The sequence below is a fragment of the Streptomyces sp. S4.7 genome (assembly GCF_010384365.1).
Lineage (GTDB): Bacteria > Actinomycetota > Actinomycetes > Streptomycetales > Streptomycetaceae > Streptomyces.
Window position 1 is genome coordinate 7,355,179 of sequence record NZ_CP048397.1, and the last position, 21,173, is coordinate 7,376,351.

13 protein-coding genes are annotated in these 21,173 nt (G+C 72.4%); 6 read left to right on the forward strand and 7 right to left on the reverse strand.

What is annotated here, in order from left to right; all coding sequences use genetic code 11:
• Nucleotides 1-10 precede the first annotated feature (10 nt).
• The 4 genes from SSPS47_RS32335 (at nt 11) to SSPS47_RS32350 (ending at nt 2,857) form a co-directional block, all read left to right on the forward strand.
• Nucleotides 11-940 (forward strand): ABC transporter ATP-binding protein, encoded by a 930-nt coding sequence (locus tag SSPS47_RS32335; protein ID WP_164255256.1) that lies wholly within the window; start codon nt 11-13, stop codon nt 938-940.
• Nucleotides 933-1,595, forward strand: coding sequence for an ATP-binding cassette domain-containing protein (locus SSPS47_RS32340; RefSeq protein ID WP_164253994.1), 663 nt, complete (start codon nt 933-935; stop codon nt 1,593-1,595). The genes SSPS47_RS32335 and SSPS47_RS32340 overlap by 8 nt, the downstream gene beginning before the upstream one ends.
• Before the next feature lie 108 nt (nt 1,596-1,703).
• On the forward strand, nt 1,704-2,561 hold the full coding sequence (locus SSPS47_RS32345) for a phosphatidylinositol-specific phospholipase C/glycerophosphodiester phosphodiesterase family protein (protein ID WP_164253995.1): 858 nt from the start codon (nt 1,704-1,706) through the stop codon (nt 2,559-2,561).
• A gap of 101 nt (nt 2,562-2,662) precedes the next feature.
• Nucleotides 2,663-2,857, forward strand: coding sequence for a hypothetical protein (locus SSPS47_RS32350; RefSeq protein ID WP_147874664.1), 195 nt, complete (start codon nt 2,663-2,665; stop codon nt 2,855-2,857).
• Between the two features lie 11 nt (nt 2,858-2,868).
• On the opposite strand, the gene SSPS47_RS32355 is transcribed toward SSPS47_RS32350, so the two are convergent.
• Complete coding sequence (locus SSPS47_RS32355) at nt 2,869-3,225, reverse strand: DUF779 domain-containing protein (protein WP_078073687.1); 357 nt, start codon at nt 3,223-3,225, stop codon at nt 2,869-2,871.
• A 131-nt stretch (nt 3,226-3,356) separates the two neighbouring features.
• Between SSPS47_RS32355 and SSPS47_RS32360 the strand changes: the two genes are divergently transcribed.
• Complete coding sequence (locus SSPS47_RS32360) at nt 3,357-4,193, forward strand: SGNH/GDSL hydrolase family protein (protein WP_164253996.1); 837 nt, start codon at nt 3,357-3,359, stop codon at nt 4,191-4,193.
• A gap of 84 nt (nt 4,194-4,277) precedes the next feature.
• Here SSPS47_RS32360 and SSPS47_RS32365 read toward each other — a convergent pair whose 3' ends face one another.
• Genes SSPS47_RS32365 through SSPS47_RS32390 form a run of 6 tightly spaced genes read right to left on the reverse strand, consistent with a single transcriptional unit; the run spans nt 4,278 to nt 20,016 of the window.
• Nucleotides 4,278-6,179, reverse strand: a complete 1,902-nt coding sequence (locus tag SSPS47_RS32365; protein ID WP_164253997.1) for an ABC transporter ATP-binding protein — start codon at nt 6,177-6,179, stop codon at nt 4,278-4,280.
• Between the two features lie 48 nt (nt 6,180-6,227).
• Nucleotides 6,228-7,412 (reverse strand): glycosyltransferase, encoded by a 1,185-nt coding sequence (locus tag SSPS47_RS32370; RefSeq protein WP_164253998.1) that lies wholly within the window; start codon nt 7,410-7,412, stop codon nt 6,228-6,230.
• The gene (locus SSPS47_RS32375) at nt 7,409-8,221 is read right to left on the reverse strand and encodes an alpha/beta hydrolase (protein WP_164253999.1); all 813 of its coding nucleotides are present in this window, start codon (nt 8,219-8,221) and stop codon (nt 7,409-7,411) included. Before SSPS47_RS32375 ends, SSPS47_RS32370 begins: the two co-directional genes overlap by 4 nt.
• A 4-nt stretch (nt 8,222-8,225) precedes the next feature.
• Entirely contained in the window at nt 8,226-8,537 is a 312-nt protein-coding gene (locus SSPS47_RS32380) for a phosphopantetheine-binding protein (protein WP_147874659.1), read from the reverse strand.
• Nucleotides 8,534-13,084 carry a type I polyketide synthase gene (locus SSPS47_RS32385; RefSeq protein WP_275405183.1) on the reverse strand — a complete coding sequence of 1,517 codons (4,551 nt, stop codon included), beginning with the start codon at nt 13,082-13,084 and terminating at the stop codon, nt 8,534-8,536. Before SSPS47_RS32385 ends, SSPS47_RS32380 begins: the two co-directional genes overlap by 4 nt.
• Before the next feature lie 5 nt (nt 13,085-13,089).
• Nucleotides 13,090-20,016 (reverse strand): type I polyketide synthase, encoded by a 6,927-nt coding sequence (locus SSPS47_RS32390; RefSeq protein WP_164254000.1) that lies wholly within the window; start codon nt 20,014-20,016, stop codon nt 13,090-13,092.
• 595 nt (nt 20,017-20,611) lie between these two features.
• On the opposite strand from SSPS47_RS32390, the gene SSPS47_RS32395 reads away from it, so the two are divergent.
• Nucleotides 20,612-21,172 (forward strand): methylated-DNA--[protein]-cysteine S-methyltransferase, encoded by a 561-nt coding sequence (locus SSPS47_RS32395; RefSeq protein WP_164255258.1) that lies wholly within the window; start codon nt 20,612-20,614, stop codon nt 21,170-21,172.
• Nucleotide 21,173: the final 1 nt, after the last annotated feature.

The window sequence follows — 21,173 nt, forward strand, 5'->3', positions numbered from 1 at the left end:
CCGCTTCCGGATGCGCGGCGGACGGCACATCGCGGCCGTCACCGACGCCACCTTCGACCTCGCCGCGGGCGAGTGCCTCGCGCTCGTCGGCGAGAGCGGCTGCGGAAAGTCCGTCCTCGCGTCGGCGCTGCTCGGCCTGCTGCCGGGCAACGCGCAGACCACCGGGGCCGCCCTGCTCACCGGGCCGGACCCGGCGGCGCCCACCGATCTGCTCGCCGCCGACGAACGGACCCTGGCCCGTACCGTACGCGGCCGGCGGATCGGCCTCGTACCGCAGAGCCCCGCCGCGCACCTGACCCCCGTACGCACCGTGCGGTCCCACATCACGGACGTGCTGCGCGAGTTGACCGGCGCCCGTGGGCCGGCGCTCACCAAGGGAGCCGAGACCGCCGCCGCACGGGCGGCCTTCCCCGCCGACCACCTCGACCGCTACCCGCACGAACTCTCCGGCGGTCTGGCCCAGCGCGCCGCGACCGCGCTCGCACTCATCGGGGACGCCCCACTGCTGCTGGCGGACGAACCGACCACCGGACTCGACCGCGAACTGGTCGACCGCACGGCCGACGAACTGCGACGCCACACCGACGACGGCCGCGCCCTGCTGATGATCACCCACGACCTCGCGGCGGCCGAGCGGATCGCCGACCGCGTCGCCGTCATGTACGCGGGCCGGATCGTCGAACTCAGCCCCGCGGCGGGCTTCTTCGGCGCCCGCGGCCCGCGCCACCCCTACGCACGCGGTCTGCTCGACGCGCTGCCCGAGCGGGAGTTCACCGCCATTCCCGGGATGCCGCCCGAACTGGGCGACCTGCCCGACGGCTGCGCCTTCGCCGCCCGCTGCACCAGGGCCACCGACATCTGTTCCGCACTGCCGGCCCTGACACCCGGTCACGGTCCGTCCGTCGCCTGCCACCACGCCGAGGAGCGCGTCGATGCTTGAACTCCTCGGGATCACCGCCGGATACGGGCGCGGCGCCCCGGTCGTCACGGGAGCGTCGGTGACCGTCGCCCCCGGTGAGTCGGTCGGTCTCCTCGGGCCCAGCGGCTGCGGCAAGTCCACACTCGCCCGGGTCGCCGCCCTGCTCCACCGGCCCGACGCGGGCACCGTCACCCTCGACGGCGAACCCGTCACCGGCTGGCGCCACCGCGCGCCGAAGGCACGGCGCACCGCGATCGGTGTGGTCTTCCAGCAGCCCCGGCTGTCGGCCGACCCCCGGCTGCGGCTGCGCGATCTGATCGCCGAACCACTGCGCGCGGGCGGCCGCCGTGACGAAGTCATCGACCGGGTCGGGGAGTTGGCGGGCACGGTCGGGCTCACCGACGACCTGCTCGGCCGCCGGCCGCACGAGGTCAGCGACGGCCAGCTCCAACGCGCCTGTCTGGCCCGCGCGCTGGTGCTGAGGCCGCGCTGGCTGGTCTGCGACGAGATGACCGCCATGCTCGACGCCTCGACCACGGCCGCGCTGGTCACGGTGGTCGAGGAGTACCGGCGCGCGCAGGGCGCGGGACTGCTGGCAGTCGGCCACGACCGGGTGCTCCTGGAGCGCTGGTGCGACCGTACGGTCCGCTGGCCGGAGATCGCCGGGGCTGTCTGAATCACAGCCGTCGGGTCGTCGAACTCTCGGTAGCACCCTGCCCCTTGAGGCTCTCGGCGGCGGATACTCACCCAGGCCCCAGTCGTCCCCACACACCTCGGAGGCATCATGGCCCTCACGACCCGACGCAGAGCGGTGACCACCATCGCCGCCGCGTTCGCCGGAGCAGTCGCCGTCCCCTCGTACGCGCGGGCAACGGAGCGCGGCGGCCCTCCCGCGCCGCTGCGCCGTGCCCACGCGCACAACGACTACCTGCACGAGCGGCCCCTCCACGACGCGCTGTCGCACCGCTTCACCAGCGTCGAGGCCGATGTCTTCCTGGTGGACGGCGAGTTGCTGGTCGCCCACGAGCCCGAGACGCTCGACCCCACACGTACGCTCCGCTCGCTCTACCTCGACCCGCTGCGCGAGCGCGTGCGGGCCAACGGCGGAGCCGTGTACCGGGGCCACCACCGGCCGGTGCAACTGCTCATCGACATCAAGACGGACGGCGCCGCCGCCTACCTGGAGCTCCACCGCCAACTGCGCGCCCATCGCTCGATGCTGAGCACCTACTCCCACGGCGCGGTACGGCACGGGGCCGTCACCCCGGTCATCTCCGGTGACCGCGCCGCCCGCGTCCCGATGGAGGCGCAGAAGGTGCGGCACGCGTTCTACGACGGCCGGCTCGAAGACCTCGGCGGCACGGCGGGCGCCTCGTTCATCCCGCTCATCAGCAGCAACTGGACAACGAGCTTCAGCTGGCAGGGAGTCGGCGCGTTCCCCGCCACTGAGCGCACCGAGCTGCACCGCATCGTCCGCACCGCCCACCGGCGGGGCAGGCGCGTCCGGTTCTGGGCGACGCCCGACCTCGCCGGACCCGCACGCGACGCCGTCTGGACCGAGCTGCTCGACGCCGGCGTCGACCACATCAACACCGACGACCTCGCCGGCCTGGAGCGCTTCCTGGCCGCGAACGACCGGTAGTCAACCCGTACGGCCTACACGCCAGTTGCACGAACAGCCCCTCCGCTCCGCCAGACTGACGGCCGAATGCCGCAATTCCGGCGCGGCGGAGGAGGTTGGCGATGGCCATTTCTATCTCACTGGTCCTGTTTCTGTTGCTACTCACCGTGATCTTCGTGCGCAACGGCGGACTCAAGATGGGGCACGCGATCGTCTGCGTGCTGCTCGGGTTCTTCCTCGCGGGCACGAGCATGGCCCCCACGATCCAGGACGGGATCAACTCCACGGCGAACGTGGTGAGCAGCCTCCAGCCGTGAGGGCCGGGGCCTCAGACCAGCCGTGAGCGGATGAGGAACCGCACCCCTTCGGGCGCCTCCAGTGAGAAACCGCTGCCGCGTCCCTCCACGACGTCCACGATCAACCGGGTGTGCCGCCACGCCTCGTACTGGCTCACCGACATCCAGAACGGCACCGGCTCCGTGACGCCCTCGACCTCCAGGGACTGGAGCAGTACGTCCGAGTTCCCCGTACGGAACTCGCCGTCCGGGTAGCACATGGGCGCGCTGCCGTCGCAGCAGCCGCCCGACTGGTGGAACATCAGCGGTCCGTGGTCCGCCCGCAGTCGCCGAATCAGATCAGCGGCGGCGGGCGTCACCTCCACGCGCGCGGTCTCCTCCTGGCTCATCCCGCCAGTGAACCGGACGCAACGTTGCATGAAGGTTGCGTGCCCGGACGGGGTGCCTCCTGAAATGCCATCAGATAATTTATGGCGAGGTATTCCGCAGAGTGTCAACCGGTGCTATTTATATAGAGTCCATGACCCCACTCATCGGAGAAGTATTCGTGCGCTCAAAAAGACCAATCATCGCCGCACTTCTGGCAATGGTCGTAGCCGCAACCGTCGCCCCCACAGCGAGTGCGGCCCCGAAGGCGGACGGTAAGTACGTCGCCATCGGCGACTCCTACGCGGTCGCTCCCGGTACGCGTACCTACGACAACCCCGACGACCCGTGCCGGCGCGGTCCGCTGACCTACCCTCGACTCTGGGCAGCCCAGCACCCGTCCGTCGCTTTCGTCGAGGCATCGTGCTCCGGCGCGACCACGGCCGACGTCGTCAGCACCCAGATACCGCAGCTGACCGCGGACACCACCCTGGTAACGGTGCAGGTCGGAGGCAACGACGTCGGTTTCGTCGATGTACTGACCAACTGCATCCTGACGATCGACGACGAGGACTGCATCGCCGGCGTCGAGCTCGCGAAGCAGGCCGCGCAGGGCGCGCTGTCTCCCGCGCTCGCGCAGACCTACGGTGCGGTGCGGGCCGCCGCCCCGTCGGCCAGGGTCGTCGTCGTGGGCTACCCGCGTCTCTACAAGATCGGCGGGGACTGCGGAATCCTCGGCCTCAGCGACGCGGAGCGTTCGGCCATGAATTCAGCGGCCGACGTACTGAACGACATTATGGCGAGCCGCGCCTCCGAGGCCGGATTCACCTTCCTGGACCCGCGTCCCTCATTCGATCAGCACGCGCTCTGCTCGGGCGGATCGGAATGGGTGACGAGTCTGGAGTGGGACAAGCTCAATGAGTCCTACCACCCGAATGTGGAAGGTCACAGGGACGGATATCTCGCGTCTCTGAACGCCATTACCGGCTGACCCGATCGCACTGATCGAGAACGCTGAGAACGGCTGAGAAAAGTGAGGGCATTCCGCTCGAAGGCGGAATGCCCTCACCGCGTTTCACCGAGTCACCGGCACCGGCTCCCCGGCCGGTCCGCCGGCACCCGTGACGCCCGCCACCTCGGAGACGTCCGCGCCGTCGTCGCCGACCAGCATCTGGGAGGCGGCGAGTTCGCGGTACAGCACATCGGCCTCGACCAGCTCCTCGTGCGTCCCCGTGCCGCGGACCCGGCCGTGTTCGAGCACCACGATCTGCTCCGCCCCCGTCACCGTGGAGAGCCGGTGCGCGATCAGGATCACGGTGCAGCGCCGCGCCGCCTGCTCTACCGCCTCGCGCAGCGCCCGCTCGTTGCTGGCGTCGAGCTGCGCCGTCGCCTCGTCCAGCAGCAGCACCTCGGGACCGCGCAGCAGGGCGCGCGCGATCGCGAGCCGCTGCCGTTCACCGCCGGACAGCGCGACGCCCCGGCTGCCGACCTCCGTGCGCAGCCCGTCGGGCAGCCGCTCGATAAGTGAGTCGAGCCGCGTCAGCCGCAGGACCTCCGCCACTTCCTCGTCCGACACGTCCGACGCCGCGTAGGTGAGGTTGTCCTCGATCGTCCCCGCCATGACGGGCGACTCCTGCTCGACATAGGCGATCCGGCGGCGTACCTCGGCGCGGGGCAGCGTGGCGATGTCCACACCACCGATCAGGATCCGGCCGGCCGAGGGCTCGTAGAACCGCTGGAGCAGGGCGAACATCGTGGTCTTTCCGGCGCCCGACAGACCCACCAGCGCGCTCTGGGTGCCGCCGCGCACCGTGTACGAGACGCCGCGCAGCGCGGGGGACCGGTCCGGGTAGGAGAAGTGGACGTCCCTGAACTCGACCGGCGGGGCGTCCGTCCCGTCCCAACGGCCCGCACCCGCACGCCCGTCACCGTCACCGTCGGTGTCGACGTCGTCCTCGATCGGCATCCGTCCGACCTGTTCGATACGCCCCACGGCGCCCAGCCCCTGCTGAAGCATTCCGAGCCCCGCGACCAGCGAGCCGATCGGACTCGCCAGGTAGAACACGTACAGCAGGAACGCGATGAGCGCCGACGCCTCCAGACTTCCCGAGGCGACCAGCGCGCCGCCCACCCCGAGCACGGCGAGGAACGCCGCCTGGATGGAGACGCCGGACAGCACCTTCACCATCGCCACGTACCGCGCACCGGTCAGTCCCGCGCGGTACGCGCCGTCGACCGCCTCTCCGGCGCGCGCCGTCTCCCGGCCCTCGGCGCCGTTGGCCTTCACGGTCCTGGCCGCCCCCAGCGCCCGGTCGAGCGCCGCGCCGACGGAGCCGATCGACTCCTGCGAGCGGGCGACCGCCTCACGGATCCGGGGCAGGATGAGCACCATCACCAGCGTGACGGCGAGCAGTACCCCCACGGTCACTCCGAGCAGTCCCAGATGCACCAGTCCCATCAGGACGACGGCCCCCAGGATGCTGAGCACACCGTTGGCGACCATCACCAGGCCCTCGGTCGCGGCGTTCTGCACGAGGGTGCTGTCGGAGGTGACGCGGGAGATGAGATCGCCGGGCGCGCGGCGGTCGAGTTCCGGCACCCGCAGCCGGATCAGCCGGAACACCAGGTCCCGGCGGATCTGCCGGACCACCCGCTCCGAGGTGCGCTGCTGCCACCAGGACTGGAGCCCGGTGAGCAGGGCACCGAGGACGACCAGCGCGGCCAGGAGCAGTACGGGCCCCATGACGCCGTCGCCGTCGGCCAGTCCGTCCAGTACGTGCTGCGCCACCAGCGGCTGTACGAGACCGGCCCCGCTCGCCGCCAGGAGGAGGAGCAGGGTGGCGCACAGCACGAGCCGGTGCGGCCGGGCGTAACCGAGCAGGACGCGCAGCGGAGTTGTACCAGACGGTTCGTCAACGGCGCTGTTCCCACCGGCTGGTTCGGTGGGGGAGTCGGTGGGGGCGGAAGCCGATGTCATGGGGGGTCCCGTGGTAGCGGTGGGGGAGTTCGGCGGGAAGGTGGGGTCTCAGCCGGACGCGGGGACGGGGGCGTGCCGTGCCGCGATCCGTTCGAGATGATCGGCGGCTGCGGACCGGCCGCCGGCCGCGCGCAGCGAGCGGCCGATGGATTCGGCGACGGCCCGGTGGCCGCCGGTGTCTTCCAGCACGGTCTCGATCGCCGCGCCGAGCCTGGCGGCGTCCACGCGGCGGAAGCGGACGCGCACACCGGCGCCCGCGTCGACCACCTGCCCCGCGACGATGGGCTGGTCGTCGCGGATCGGGGCGAGCACCAGTGGCAGGCCGTGCCACAGCGTCTCGCACACCGTGTTGTGGCCGGCGTGGCAGACGACGGCGTCGGCCCGTGCCAGCAACTCGAGTTGAGGCACGTGCGGGCGCACGATCACTCCGGGCGGTACGGCTCCGAGGGTGCGGCCGGGATCGACCACGACCCCCTGCACACGGTCGCCGAGGGCGTCGAGCGCGGTCACCGCCTCGTTGAGGAAGCGGCCCCCGGCGTCCGCGTTGGCCGTGCCGAGCGAGACGAGAACGAGGCGCCGGGCCGGGTCCAGACGCTCCCACGGGAAGTCCGAACTCCCCGCGCGCGGGGCGACGGCGGGACCGACCAGATGGACGTGTTCGCTCGGCAACGGCGTGTCGCCGACCAGCTCCCGTCCCGTGAACGCGATCACGCCGTGCGGTGAGAACCGCGGATCGCCCGACGCCGACGGATCGCCGACGCGCGCCCGCAGACCGCCGAGCAGCTCGTCCAGCCAGGCACCCACCTTGGGCAGGTCCGCCAGTGGGTCGACGAGTTCGGCCGACGTGGTCGCGGATGTGACGTGCACGATCCCGCGCCGTTCGGCGACCAGCGCGCCCGCGACGGCGTGCTGGTCGGTGAACACGGCGTCGGGCCGGAACGCGTCGATCGCCGCGTCGACGCCCGGCGCCATCAGATCGCCGAGCGGGATGAAGAACTTCTCCCAGAGGTGCTGGAAGGCGGCGGGCCCCTTGAGGCCCGGCGGCCGGCTCAGTCCGGCGTCCGGCATGGCGCACTCGAACACCTCGGCCCGCGGGCCCGCGAGCGCCCGGATCTGTTCGCCGTAGCCGGCCCACGCCACCTCGTGGCCCCGGTGGAGCAGTTCGCCGGCGACGGCGGCCAGCGGGTTGGTGTGCCCGACCAATGGGGGGACGACGAGCAGGAACCGTGTCACCGCACGGCCTCGGTGAGGGTGTGTTCCCGCACCCAGCGCAGGATCAGTTCCTGGGTCTCCTCGGTGCGCTCGACCAGCACCGAGTGGCCCTGCTCGGCCAGGACCACGGTGCGGCACGACATCAACTTGGCCTCCAGGGCCGGCACTTGAGCGCTCAGCCCGGACTCGTCGCCGAAGATCGCCAGCACCGGGCAGCCGTCGAGGGCGTCGAGGCCGTCGTCGATGACCCGCCCGGCCGGGACGTCCTCGGCGAGGGTGGTCGTGGCCAGGATGCGGCTCGCTCCCCGGGACAGCCGGGCGGTGTGCGCGCCGTGGTTCGCCGAGATCCAGCCGATGACCTCCTCGCGGGCGAGCTGGTTCTTCGCGTCGCTGAGCCCGTCGGCCATGTGCCGGGTCCACTCCGCGACCGGCGGCTCCGACTCGATCATGGTGACGGTGGCGACCCGGTCGGGATGCCAGGCGGCGAACGCGGTGGCGATCGTGCCGCCGAAGGAGTTGCCGACCACATGCACCCGGCGCGTCTCGCCGAGCGCGTCGAGCACGCCGACGAGGTCCCCGACGAACGATTCGAGCCGGTACCCCGTGGGCGGCCGGTCGCTGCGGCCATGGCCCCGCAGGTCGTACATGATCACGTCGATGCCCGCCGCCGCGAACGCCGGGCCGAGTGTGAAGTAGTAGCTGGCCAGGCTGTCCGTGAGCAGACCGTGCACGAACACGACGACCGGCGGTTCGCCGCCGTCGGCCGGCGGGTTCGCCGCGGGCAGGCGCTGGACGTGGGTGGTGATCTCCCCGGTGCGTATCTTCGCCATCGGATCAGACCTGCCCGTCCGCGTGCAGGGAGGCGGCGACGTAGTCGATGAGCTCGCCGACCGTGAGCGCGATGATCTGCTCCAGGTCCAGGTCGGCGATGAACAGGGCGAGGTTGACCCGGTCGCCGTAGTGCTCGCGCAGCGAACCGGCCAGGGTCACCAGATCGATGCTCTCCAGTTCGAGGTCGTCGTGGAAGGTGGTCTCGCGCGTGATCTCCGCGTCGTCGAGGCCGTCCTCCTCCAGCATGGTCCGCAGCATCGCGGTGATGTCGCTCTGCACGGCCGCCGCCGTACCCGCGATCGTTTCGGTGGTCATGTCGGATCTCCTGTCTGGTCTGTCTCGTTGTGCTCGGTCGTCGTCCAGGCGACGACGTACTGCCGATCCGGCAGCCCCGGCGGATTGGCTGTCTGTTCCACACGCACCTCGTAGAGCCGTCCCCCGGCCATCACACGTACGCGCCTCTCGTCGGCGGACACCACCCGGAACTCCGCCGGGCGGCCCCGCAGACCCGTGCCGCGCGCCTTGGCGACGGCTTCCTTCGCGGTCCAGAACCGGGTGAACCACAGCGCGCCGCTGTCCGGTGACCGCGCCACCAGGCCGTCGAGCAGGGCGAGTTCGCTGGTGTCGCACGAGGTCTCGACCGTGGCGCGCGGCCGGTCGGCGATCTCCTCGACGTCGATGCCGCAGGTCCCGCGCGCGGCGACGGCCACCCCCGTCTCGCGGCGGTGCGCGATCGAGACCGTCAGCTCGCCCAGCTCGCGCCCGTGTACGCCCTCGGCCAGCGGGCGCCCCGTCCTGTCGTTGCGAACGGCGATCTCGGCCGGATAGATCTCACCCGCGCCCTCCCGCCACAGCAGCCCGCGCACCGCGTCCTTGGCCGCGACGCGTCCAAGGAGCCACTGGCGACGATGCACCGGCGGAAGCTCGTCGTACCGGGCCCGCTCCGCGCTGCCGAGCATGTTGCGCATGATCAGCTCGCGCGTCGCGAGATCCGGCCAGCGCTCGTGGACCATCGTCCAGCCGCCCGGCCGCTCCGTGGACAGGGTGTTGTCGCCCGGAAAACGGTCCACCGCGCGGATGTTGGCGTCGGTGTCGAAACGCCGGTCCTGCCAGCCCGTGAACTCCGCCCACACGGCGCCGCCCCGACCGATCAGCTGCATGTCGGCCGTGAGCGTGAGGTCGGTGACCTCGGTGATACGGATCAGACAGGTCAGCCGCTCGCCCGGCCTCGGGTGCGGTCCGTGGAAGCGGATGTGCTCCATGCGGACCGGGAAGACGGTCGTGCGCTCGGTGAGCGTCGCCATGATCCAGTAACCGAGCAGCTGACCGACGTTGTCGAGCAGGGCGCCCGGAGCCGAGGGCGTGGTCAGCACACCGCGTACCCACCGGTCGCCGACGGCCGACAGCTCACTGACGCCCTGGAAGCGCGGCCCGTGGAACATCCACCGCTCGTCGTAGAGCTGTCGGGCCGTCAGTTCCGGCACCCGTTCCACGGAAGTGTCGACCGGCCACGGCTCGGGCGGAGCGGGATGGGCGGCGGCCAGCTCGACCACCGCACGGGAGTAGCCCGTGAGGGACACCTCGACCCGGTCCGCCGCCAACTGCCGCACCTCCACCGGCACATCGACGGCGGGCATCGCCTCGATCCACTTCAGCAGGCGTACGTCGTGGACCGCCACCGCCCGTGTACCGGGTACGACGCGTTCGGCGATCCCCATCAGATGACCGATGACGGTGGTGGCGGGAACGATCGGCCAGCGGTCGCCCTCGTCGGGCCAGCCGGGACGCTGCCGGAAGAAGCAGTGGTCGAGGAGGTACGGCATCTTGGCGACGTCCACGCGCAGCGCGGTGGGTACGGCGGGGGGCGCCGTGGCGGGCGCGGGCGCCGGGGGTGCCACCGGCGCCGGAAGTACGGCCCGCCCCGCCCGACGTGCCGCGATCAGCTCGTCCGCGACGGCCGCCGTGTCGTGCATCAGCGCCGACAGTTCGGCGGCGATCGGGAACCCGGCACCGTCCCGGCCGAGCGCCTCCAGCCGTGCGAGCGCGCCGCCGTCACCGAGGGAGCGGGCGGCCGGGGGATGGCCGATGCTGTCGGCGAGGAGCTTTCTGGCCTGCTCGGGCAGGGACACCAGCGCCCCGCCGAGGTCGAGCCGTACGCCGGGCCGGGTACGTCCGGCGCCCGCCGGAGCGGCTGCCGGGGTGGCGACGGGACCGGGTCCGAGCAGCGGACCGGCGTCCGGCGCCGCGCCCTCCACCCACAGCGCGGTGACGACCCGGCGCAACTGCGCCAGACTGTCGCGCGCCGAGGAGTGCGCGGAGACGACCAGCCGGTCCTTGCCCGCCAGCGTGTCGTCGATCAGCGAACCGAGCTGACCGGCGCCGAGCTGGATGAACGCGCGGTGCCCCCCCTCGTGCATCGCCGTGACCAACTGCCGGAACCGCACCGGTTCGAGCAGATGCCGGACGAACAACTCCCGTACCGCCGCCGGGTCCTGGGGATAGCGCGCCGCGGTCGTCGCCGACCAGACCGGCGTGGACTGCGGGTGCAGCGTGTACGTCTCGGCGGCCCGTCGGATCGGGTCCAGGTACGGGGCGAGCATCGGGGTGTGGAAGCCGGAACGGAACGGCAGCACCTGCCCGATCACGCCCTCGGTCCGGAACCGGTGGACCAGTTCGCCGACCGCCTCCTGCGGACCGCAGATCATCGACTGGTTCGGCGCGTTGTCGTGCGACAGCACGACGTCGCTGCGGCCCGCCAGCTCGGCGAGCACCCGGTCGGCGGGCATCCCGAGCACGGCGAAGGCCGCACCGGGCACGCGCAGCGCGTCCGGGTCGAAGCCCGCGAGGAACGCGTCGACCTCGTCGGCGGCATGGATCCCGCCGCAGGCCATCGCCGTCCACTCACCCACGCTGTGGCCCGCGACCGAGTCCGGCACCACGGACAGCCGACGCAGCGCCGTGTCGAGGAGCCGCCCGAGCTGGAACACCGCCGCGCCGTGCCGACCCACATCGCCCACCTCGGCGCCGTGCCCCGGCGACCACGTCAGCCCGAACCGCTCCGCCAGGGAGTCCACCTGGGCCTCGAACTCGGCTTCGAGACCGGGGAAGACGAACGCCGTCGTGCCGCCGCCGGGACCGAGCAGCGGGCGCGGGCTGAACCACACGTCGCTGCGTCCGCGCCAGGCCGCGCCCTTGGTGACCGCCTTCCTGGCCAGCTTCAGCCGGCGCGCCGTCGGGTCGACGATGCCCAGCCTGACCGGCCCGCCGACGGTGGCCCGCTCGTCGAGACCGGCCGCCAGGACCGTCGAGTCGTCCGCGTCCAGCAGCGCCGCGAGCGTCGCCTGATCGGGGGCGGCGAGCCGCAGCACCCGCTCCGGTTCCGTGACGGTCGCCGTCGCATGCGCCGTACGCCCGCCGACCGTCACGCTCCCGCCGGCCGGGGCAGAAGCGGTGGCGGCCGGCGCCGCCTGCTCCAGCACCACATGCGCGTTGATGCCGCCGAAGCCGAACGCGTTGACACCCGCGCGCCTCGGCGCGCCCGTGCCGGGGTCCTCCCACGGCGCGGACCGGGCCAGCGGGGCGAACCTCGTCGCCTCCAGCGCCGGATTCGGGTCCTCGCAGTGCAGCGTCGGGGGCAGCACCCCGTGATGGAGCGCGAGCGCCGCCTTGATCAGACCCGCGACACCGGCCGCCGGCATGGTGTGGCCGATCATCGACTTCACCGACCCGATCGCGGCACGCGCGCCCACGGCCGGGCCGAACACCTCGGCCAGCGTGGTCAGTTCGGCCCGGTCACCGGCCGGGGTCGCCGTACCGTGCGCCTCCAGCAGACCGATCGCGTCGGCCGCGCGCGGATCGAGACCCGCCGCTTCCCACGCCTGCCGTACGGCACGGACCTGCCCGCCGGGATCGGGATTGAACAGACTGGCCGAACGGCCGTCGCTGGCCACACCGGTACCGGAGATCACCGCGTACACCCGGTCGCCGTCACGCTCCGCGTCCGCCAGCCGCTTGAGCACCACGATGCCCGTGCCCTCGCCGATGAGCACACCGTCCGCGCCCTGGTGCAGCGGTCGGATCCGCTCACTCGGCGACAGCGCGCCGAGCTGGCTGAATACACTCCACAGCGTGATGTCGTGGCAGTGGTGCACCCCGCCCGCGAGCATCACGTCGCAGCGGCCACTGTCCAGTTCACGGACGGCGTGGTCGACTGCCACGAGCGACGAGGCGCACGCGGCGTCGACCGTGTACGCGGGGCCGCGCAGGTCGAGCCGGTTGGCCACCCGTGAGGCGGCCAGGTTCGGCACCAGTCCGATCGCGGACTCCGGCTGCTCCGGGCCGAGTTGCCCGGCGAAGGCCGAACGCACCTCCTCCAGTCGGTCGTCGCCCAGCTCCGGCGCCAGCTCACGCAGGGTGCGCACCAACTGGTTGGACGTACGCACCCGTTGGTCCAGTCGGACCAGACCGGGCGTCAGATAGCCGCCCCTGCCCAGCACGATCCCCGCCCGCTGCCGGTCCTCCGGCAGCACCGGCTCGCCACCCGCGTCGGCGATCGACTGATGGGCCACGTCCAGCGCGATGAGCTGGTCCGGCTCCGTCCCCGCGACCGATGTCGGCATGATGCCGAAGCGCGTCACGTCGAACTCGGCGCTCTGGTCGACGAATCCGCCCCGGCGGCAGTACACCCGGTCGCTGCGCGGGGGTCCGCCGGGCGCGTAGAACTCCTCGTCCCAGCGGCCCTCGGGGACCTCGGTGATCGAGTCGACGCCGTTGACGATGTTGTGCCAGTAACTCTCCAGACTGTTGGCGCCCGGGAAGTACACGGCCATGCCGACGACGGCGACCGGTTTGCGGGAGTCCACCGGTGTCACCAGCCCGACGCGGTGTAGACGGCCGCGTGCACCTGGGGCGCGCCCCAGGCGAGCTCACGCAGCAGACTCAGGGGCCCCTCCTCGGGGTCGATGAGCTTGATCCCCCGCGCGGCGTAGATACGCATCAGCGCCGGGGTGACCATGCCGCCGTTGGTCTCGGCGGCGGCCCACGGGCCCCAGTGCACGGTCAGACCGCGCCGGTCGTCCGTCGACCAGCGGCGGCCCAGCTCCTCCAGCGCGTCGTTGGCCGCCGCGTAGTCGGACTGGCCGCGGTTGCCGAGCGCCGCGGCGATGCTGCCGAACAGCACCGCGAAACGCGGGCCGCGAGGCAGTACGTCCACCGCGTCGAGCACGGCGCGCGCGCCGTCGACCTTGGTGGAGAACACGCGGCCGAAGGACTCCGCCGACTTCTCGGCCAGCAGCTTGTCCTCGATGACCCCGGCCGCGTACACGAGACCGTCGAGCCGGCCGTGCTCGGCGTAGATGTCCTTGACCGTGGCCCGTACGACCTCCGTGTCCAGCACGTCCACGCAGTGGTAGCGCACCTCGCTGCCGAGCGCCCGCAGGGCGTCGACGGTGGCGCGCACCTCGCGTTCCGCGAGGACCGCCCCGACCCGGCGTTCCACCTCGCCGGGAGAGGTCAGACCGGTGGCCAGGAAGGCCGCCCGCAGACCGTCATGGTCGGCGGCTCCGGCCGTGGCCGGGTCCTCCACCGGAGCGGGCACCGGGGTCCTGCCCATGAGTTCGATACGGCACCGGCTCGCCGAGGCGATCGTGCGGGCGAAGCGCGCGGTGATCCCGCGCGCGCCGCCGACCAGCAGGACGACCGACTCCCGGTCGAGCCCCGCAGCCTCGGCCTCGGCCTGGCCCTCGCCCGCCGGACCCGCGCCGGTGGCGGCGAGCGCCCCCAGATCGGTCGGGGTCAGCCGCAGCGCACGCCGCCTGCCGCCGTCGTTGAGGACGACCGGTTCCCGGTCGGTGGCGGCCAGTTCCGTGACGACGGCGTCGGCCACCGCGTCGGCGGTCGCGTCGGCCGCCACCTCGACGAGGGTGGTCTTCATGTCGGGGTACTCACGGGCGACACTGCGGAAGAAGCCGCGCAGACCGCTGGCCGACCCCTCGGTCCTGCGCTCGACGGCGACGAGCGTGCCGGGCGCGCCCGCGAGCGCCGCCTGGAACAGCGGGAGAGCCGCGGGGAACGGCGGCTCCGCCGCGTCCAGGGTGTCGAGAACGACGACGGCGTCGGCGGTCGCCGTCGGCAGTTCACCGGCGGGTACGAGCGTGGGCGAGGCACCGGCCGCACGCAGCCGCTCGGCCAGCGCGGGCGCAGACCCGCCGCCGAGCAGCAGTACGCGGGCCCCGGCGGCGATCGTGCCGGTCACCTCGTCCAGCGGAGCCTCGGTGAACTCCAGCCGCTGCGGCGCAAGGATCTCCGCCTCGGCAGGGTCGTCCTGCGCCGGGACCGTCTCCACCACCGGCGGGGCGTCCCCGCCGGCAGGCGCGTCGGAGCCGGTGAGCCGCTCGACGAGCAGGCCGGTGATTCCGGCCGCGGTGCGCGCCGTGCTGAGACCCTCCAGTTCGCCGCTCGCGTCGACGGGCAGGCCGAGGCGTACGGCCAGTTCACCGGCGATCTCGGCGCGCTTGATCGAGTCGACGCTGAGGTCCGCCTCCAGATCGAGCTCGGGCTCGATCATCTCGACCGGGTAGCCGGTGCGGTCCGCCACCACGGTCAGTACGGCGGCGAGCACGGACTCCGGGTCCGTCGGCGACGTGGCCGGGGCGGTCTCCGGGACGGTCGCGGGTGCTGGCTCGGTGCCGTTCGTCGTGCTGGGGCCCGCCGCCGCGGTGGGGGACACGGCGGCGGGCAGTGTGAGGACCGACGGTGCGGTCGGTGCGGCGACAGCCGCGGGCTGCCAGGTGACGGCGGCCGGGGCGGAGACGGCGGCGACTGCTCCCGGACCACCGAGGTAGGTCATCAGGACGTCGCGCTGGGCGGCCACCAGATCGCGGCTGGTGCGCAGGAACTCGGCGACGAGGGCGTCCGGCGCGCTGTGGGGGGCGTGGGGGGAATGGTTCTCCGGCACGATCAGCTCCGTAACGGGTCGGGCGGGGTGCAGGGCGTGAGGGGGAATGGTTCCGTCGGCGAGACGGACGAGCTGACCGTCCACGGTCCAGCCGGGACTCCGCTCGGCGACGGCCGTCTCCGGATCGACCGCGTCCCGGCCCCGGAAAAGCCTGCCGGTGCGGACATCGGCACCGCTCACGGCGAGTTGGGCCAGGGCGGTGAGGAAACCGGACAGTCCGCCGCCCCGCCCCCCGTCGAGCGGAACCGTGCGGTGAGGACGGTCACCGAGTACGGCCGAGACGAGTCGGCTGAGCACACGGCCCGGACCGACCTCGGCGAAGACCCGGGCACCGGCCTCGTACATGGCCTCGATCTGCTCGGCGAACCTGACCGGCGAGCCGATCTGGGCGGCGAGCCCCGCCCGTACCCCGGCGGGATCCGTCGGATAGGGCTCGGCCGTGCGGTTGGCCCACACGTCGAACGCGGGCGGATAGACGGTCAGTTCGCCGAGCCGCTCGGCGAAGGCGTCGCCCGCGCCGGCCAGCAGCGGACTGTGGAAGGCGCACGCCACCTGGAGGGGTTTGACGGAGTGCCCGGCGTCCCGCAGCCGCGCGACCGCGGCGGCCACCTGCTCGGTCGGCCCCGAAATGACCGTCTGGGTGGGCGAGTTACGGTTCGCGGCCACCACCTCACCGGCGAGACCGGCCAGCCGCAGCACCTCGTCCACCTGCTCGGGCGACGCGGTGACGGCGGCCATCGTGCCGGGGTCGCCGCCCGCGGTCCGGGACAGGATCGCCTCGGCGCGCTCGGCGCTCGCCGTGATGACGTCCCGGGGGGAGAGCGCCCCGGCCACCCCGAGCGCGACCAGTTCGCCGTAGCTGTGTCCCGCCGCCATGGCCGGACGTACGCCGACGGAGGCGAGCAACTCGGCGGCGGCGAGTTCGACCACCCCGAGCGCGGGCTGGGCGACGGCCGTGTCGGTGATACGGGCCAGCTGACCCGCCTTGCCCTGTTCGCCGAAGGCGGCCGGGGGGTGGAGCACATCGGCCCAGCGCGCGCCGAGCTGGAGATGGCGCTGCAACTCCGGGAAGGCGACGAAGAGTTCGGCCAGCATGCCCGGACGCTGGCTGCCCTGTCCGGGGAACAGGAAGGCCAGCTTCCCGTCGCCGATGTCGGCCGTCTCAGCCGCCCCGGCCGAGTGGATTCCCGCCTCGGGCGCGTGTTCCCCCTCGGCCGCGCGGCGCAGCAGTCCGGGCAGCTCGGCGAGGTTGTCCGCCACCACGGCGATCCATACGCGCTCGCCACGCACCGCGGCCCGGTCGCTCCGCTGTGCGGCGCTACGCGCGTAGTCGCGCAGCCTCCACCGGCCACCCTTGGCGAGGAGGTCCTGAAGCGCCCGGACCGACCGTCGTGCGGCCTCGGCGTCCAGGCCCCGGAACGTGAAGAGTTCGGCCGGCCAGGTGTCGAGTGAATGCGCGGGTGGAGCCTGGGTGTACGCGCGTAGAACGGCGTGGAAGTTGGTGCCGCCGAATCCGAAGGCGCTGACTCCCGCGATACGTTCCGTCGGCTCCGCCGCCCACGGGGTCGCCTTCGTGTGGAAGACGAACGGGCTGCTCTCCGACTTCCAGGCGGAGTTGGGCTCCTTCAGATGCAGGGTCGGCGGCTTCACACCGTGGTACAGCGCCAGCGTCACCTTGATCAGCCCGGCGAGACCCGCGGCGCACTTGGTGTGCCCGATCTGGGACTTGACGGAGCCGACCGCGCAACTGGCCACCTCCGCACCGGCCTCGGTGAACACCTCGGTGAGCGTGCCGAGTTCGGTGCGGTCCCCGACGACGGTCCCCGTGCCGTGTGCCTCGACGAGGCCCACATCGGCGGGTGAGACACCGGCGTTGCGGTAGGCGCGGGTGAGGGCGGCGTGCTGGCCCTCGGGGCGCGGCGCGGTCAGACCGAGCGCGCGGCCGTCGCTCGCGCTGCCCACTCCGTCGATCACCGCGTACACTCGGTCGCCGTCGCGCTCCGCGTCCGCGAGACGCTTGAGCACCACGCACGCGACACCCTCGCCGAGCGCGATTCCGTCGGCGGCCGCGTCGAAGGTGGCCGAGCGGCCCGTGGGGGAGAGCGCGTGCACGGACGAGAACAGCAGATAGTCGTTGATGCCGTTGTGCAGGTCTGCGCCGCCGCACAGCACCATGTCGCTGGTGCCCGAGACGAGTTCCTTGCAGGCGACGTCCACGGCGGTGAGCGAGGAGGCGCACGCGGCGTCGACGGTGTAGTTGGCACCGCCGAGGTCGAGCCGGTTGGCGACGCGCCCCGCGATGACGTTGGCGAGCATCCCGGGGAAGGAGTCCTCGGTGAGCCGCGGCAGTTGCTCGTCGAGCGCGGGCGGGATCTCGCCGATGTAGCCGGGCAGCACCGTACGCAGCGTCGTCGCGTTGGACAGGTCGCTGCCCGCCTCGGCGCCGAACACCACCGACGTACGGGCGTGATCGGTGCCCTTCGCGTCGTACCCCGCGTCGGCGAGCGCGCGTCGCGCGGCCTCCAGCGCGAGGAGCTGAACCGGTTCGACGGCGGCGAGAGAGGCCGGCGGAATGCCGTAGCGCAGCGGGTCGAACGGGATCTCGGGCAGGAAGCCGCCCCAGCGTGAGGGGGTGCGCTCGCCGTCGCCGTCCGGCGCGTAGTAGCGCTCCTGGTCCCACCGCTGGGCCGGGACCTCGGTGACGCAGTCCTTGCCCGCGATGATGTTGGCCCAGAAGTCGGCCAGGTCGGGCGCGCCGGGGAACATACCCGCCATGCCGACCACGGCGACCCGCAGCGGCTCGGGAGCCGCCCGCTCGTCGGTGGCGTCGATGCCGAGCGGACCGCGCAGTTCGCCGGCCCTGACCCGCAGTCGGGCCGCCGCGCCCCCGGTCACCGATTCGTGCAGCGCGGCGACGGTGGTGACCGCGTCCCGCAGGACCACGACCTCGCCGGCCATGAACATGCCCTCGTCGGACTGCCGGGCCTCGTCCACGGCGAGCAGGTCGTCGCCGACGCGCTCGATGCCCTTGCTGGCGAGCCGGAGCCGGCCGACGTTGAACCGCTCCAGACGCTCCCAGATCTCCCGGTCGGGCACGCCTTGTTCGCGCAGTTCGTCCTTGAGGGCGGCGAAGTCCTCGCTGATGGCGCTGCGCGCGCACCGGGTGGCGTGACCCGGCGCGGTCTCCAGCAGATCGGTCCGCTCCGCGTCGAGGATCCGGCGCTGGAAGAGCGGCTGGATGGCGCCGCCGCGTACCGCCTCCTCGGTGAACAGATAGGCCGTGCCCATCAGTACGCCGAACGCGACACCGGCCCGCGTGAGCGGGGCCGCCAGCGCGGCGGCCATCGCGGCCGACCGCTCGTCGTGGATGCCACCGGCGAAGAGCACGGTCAGCTCGGCGGCCGTCTCCTGACCGCCTTCGGCGCCGGCCCCGGATTCGGCGAGGAATTCGAGCAGGACCTCGGTCTGCGCCTCCCACAGCGGGAAGCTGTTGCGCGGCCCGACATGGCCGCCGCACTCGGCGCCCTCGAAGATGAACCGGCGCGCGCCCGCCGCCAGGAACTGCCGCAGCAGTCCGGGGGAGGGCACATGCAGGAAGGTCGTGATGCCCTCCGCCTCCAGCGCCGCGGCCTGGGCAGGCCTGCCGCCCGCGACGATCGCGTGCGTGGGCCGCAACTCCCGGACGACGTCGAGCTGCGCGGCCTTGATCTCCTCGTCGGCGAAACCGAGGATCCCGACGCCCCACTTGGCGTCGCCGAGCGCGTCGCGGGTGCGCCGCAGCATCGAGCGGGTCCGGTCGGCGTTCGCCAGGGCGAGCGCGAGGAACGGCAGACCGCCGTCGGCCGCGACCGCCGCCGCGAAGGCCGGTTCGTCGCTGACGCGCGTCATCGGCCCCTGGGCGATGGGCAGTCGGGTGCCGAGTGCGCGCGCCCCGGCCGACCCGGCGGCCAGCGCGGCGGCCGGCGCGTCGTCGGTGAAGGTGTCCGCCATGGCGGACGCGATGCCGCGTACCGCCTCGGCCACCGTGGACCAGCGCTCGGTGAAGGAGGCGGCGAGGAAGGCGTCCTGGCCGAGGGGGACGAACTGGGTACGGAGATCGTCCGTACCGATCCTGGAGGCGAACTCGGCCCGGTCCGAGGGGAGTTCGGGGGCACCGGGGCCACGGCGGCGCAGCACGCGCGTCCCGTGGTGAAGCACGGTCTCCGAGCCGTCGAGCCCGGCCAGCACCCCGGCGAGCTCGGTCGGCAGACCTGCCTCGTCGAACAGCGCGAGCTGGGTGTCGAGCACGACACCGGCCGCGCCGCCGGCGACTGTCGCCGCGGCGGTGTGCGGTCCGATGCCGCCGCAGGCCCAGACCGGCAGATCCAGGGCCGGTTCGGCGAGCACCTGCTGGAGCAGGACGAAGGTGCTCAGCTCGCCCGCACGTCCGCCGCTCTCCGAGCCGCGCACGATCAGCCCGGCCGCACCGGCCTCGGCGGCGCTCAACGCCTCCGCCAGGCAGGTGACTTCGACCAGGACGCGGAGGCCGGCGAACTCGGCGGGCGACCGCGCGGGGTCGGCGAGGAGCACCGTGTCCACGAGTTCGGGCAGCTCGCCGGCGGTCGCGGAACAGCCTTCCCGTACGCGGACGCCGAACGGCACGGACGACCAGCGACAGGTGCGGTCGAGCAGGTCGACCGTCTCGCGGGGGTCCTCGACGGGGAGCTCGAGGACGCCGATCGCGCCGGCTGCCGCGGCCGTGGCGGTCAGTCGTGGGGACGGCCGTTGAAGAGGGTTGATCACGATGACCGAATGCGGCAGGGAAAAGTCGTTGGACCAGGAAGGTCCTGGAGTCCGCATGAACTCTCCAGTTGCGGGGGGGCAGTTGTGGGGATTGGCAGTTAAGTAGCCGCGCTTCCCCAGAGTCAACCGATCGCAGAGAGTCACCATCCCCATTTTTCGAACATCTGTGCGACTTTGACGCGCGGCGGATTCCGGCGGACGGGGGGTCAGGGGGCGTTCTTCATGCGCGTCATCCGTGGATCATGTTGTTGATATCGACCTGACATGCTCGCGGAACGTTCGCGGCGCGTCCGCGTCCGAGGCTGTGCTCCAGATCACAATAACTTTCTCGATGGGTGTCCGGTTCCGGCCTTATGGCTACGCAGCGTCATGATTTTCCGGCTGGTCGGCCCGATGACCTTCACGAGACCGTTTGGCCAGCTCAGCGCCGCGAAATGGTCGGCGGAGGCGCTTTTGGAAACCTTCTTTCGCAGCGTTCCGACACTCAATGTCCACGGAGAGACGAAAGATCTGGCGACGGAGCGCAGCCGAGAACCACCCCGGCGCACCGCCGCGAGGCAGCACTCCGCCCATGACCTCACGTTCTTCCGCTCCCACGCGTCTGCGTACCGAAGGTGAAACGCGGTACGCGAGGGAGGCCGACACCATGGGCATGGACAGAGCCACGGACACAGGCGCAGACGGGTGCGCGAGGGGCGGAACGGACATCGCTCACGCGGTCGTCGAGACGTCGCTCGGCGGGCTGACCGTGGTGGCGTCGGGCGGCGCGATCACCGGCCTGTACTTCCCGCACCACTGGTACATGCCGTCCGGGGCGAGCCTCGGCAGGCGCGTCGACGTGCAGGAGGACACCCTGCTCACAGAGGCGGCGGCCCAGCTCGGCGAGTACCTGGACGGCGAGCGGACCGCGTTCGACCTGCCGACGCGGACGGACGGGGACGCGTTCCAGGAGCGGGTCTGGGCGATGCTGCGTGAGATCCCGTTCGGCGAGACCACCACCTACGGCGAACTCGCCGAACGGCTCGGGAACAAGGCGCTCGCGCAGTCCGTGGGCCAGGCGGTCGGCCACAACCCGATCTCCATCATCGTGGCCTGCCACCGGGTGGTCGGCAGCAACGGGAAGCTCACGGGCTTCGCCGGCGGACTGGAGCGCAAACAGCGCCTCCTGGAGATCGAGGAGCCGCGGACCGTGAAGGAGGCCAGGCTCTTCTGAG

Coding starts and splice junctions, on each gene's coding strand:
- SSPS47_RS32335 (WP_164255256.1), top strand. CDS start 11: ATGCGCGGCGGACGGCACATCGCGGCCGTCACCGACGCCACCTTCGAC.
- SSPS47_RS32340 (WP_164253994.1), top strand. CDS start 933: ATGCTTGAACTCCTCGGGATCACCGCCGGATACGGGCGCGGCGCCCCG.
- SSPS47_RS32345 (WP_164253995.1), top strand. CDS start 1,704: ATGGCCCTCACGACCCGACGCAGAGCGGTGACCACCATCGCCGCCGCG.
- SSPS47_RS32350 (WP_147874664.1), top strand. CDS start 2,663: ATGGCCATTTCTATCTCACTGGTCCTGTTTCTGTTGCTACTCACCGTG.
- SSPS47_RS32355 (WP_078073687.1), bottom strand. CDS start 3,225: ATGAGCCAGGAGGAGACCGCGCGCGTGGAGGTGACGCCCGCCGCCGCT.
- SSPS47_RS32360 (WP_164253996.1), top strand. CDS start 3,357: ATGACCCCACTCATCGGAGAAGTATTCGTGCGCTCAAAAAGACCAATC.
- SSPS47_RS32365 (WP_164253997.1), bottom strand. CDS start 6,179: ATGACATCGGCTTCCGCCCCCACCGACTCCCCCACCGAACCAGCCGGT.
- SSPS47_RS32375 (WP_164253999.1), bottom strand. CDS start 8,221: ATGGCGAAGATACGCACCGGGGAGATCACCACCCACGTCCAGCGCCTG.
- SSPS47_RS32380 (WP_147874659.1), bottom strand. CDS start 8,537: ATGACCACCGAAACGATCGCGGGTACGGCGGCGGCCGTGCAGAGCGAC.
- SSPS47_RS32390 (WP_164254000.1), bottom strand. CDS start 20,016: ATGCGGACTCCAGGACCTTCCTGGTCCAACGACTTTTCCCTGCCGCAT.
- SSPS47_RS32395 (WP_164255258.1), top strand. CDS start 20,612: ATGGACAGAGCCACGGACACAGGCGCAGACGGGTGCGCGAGGGGCGGA.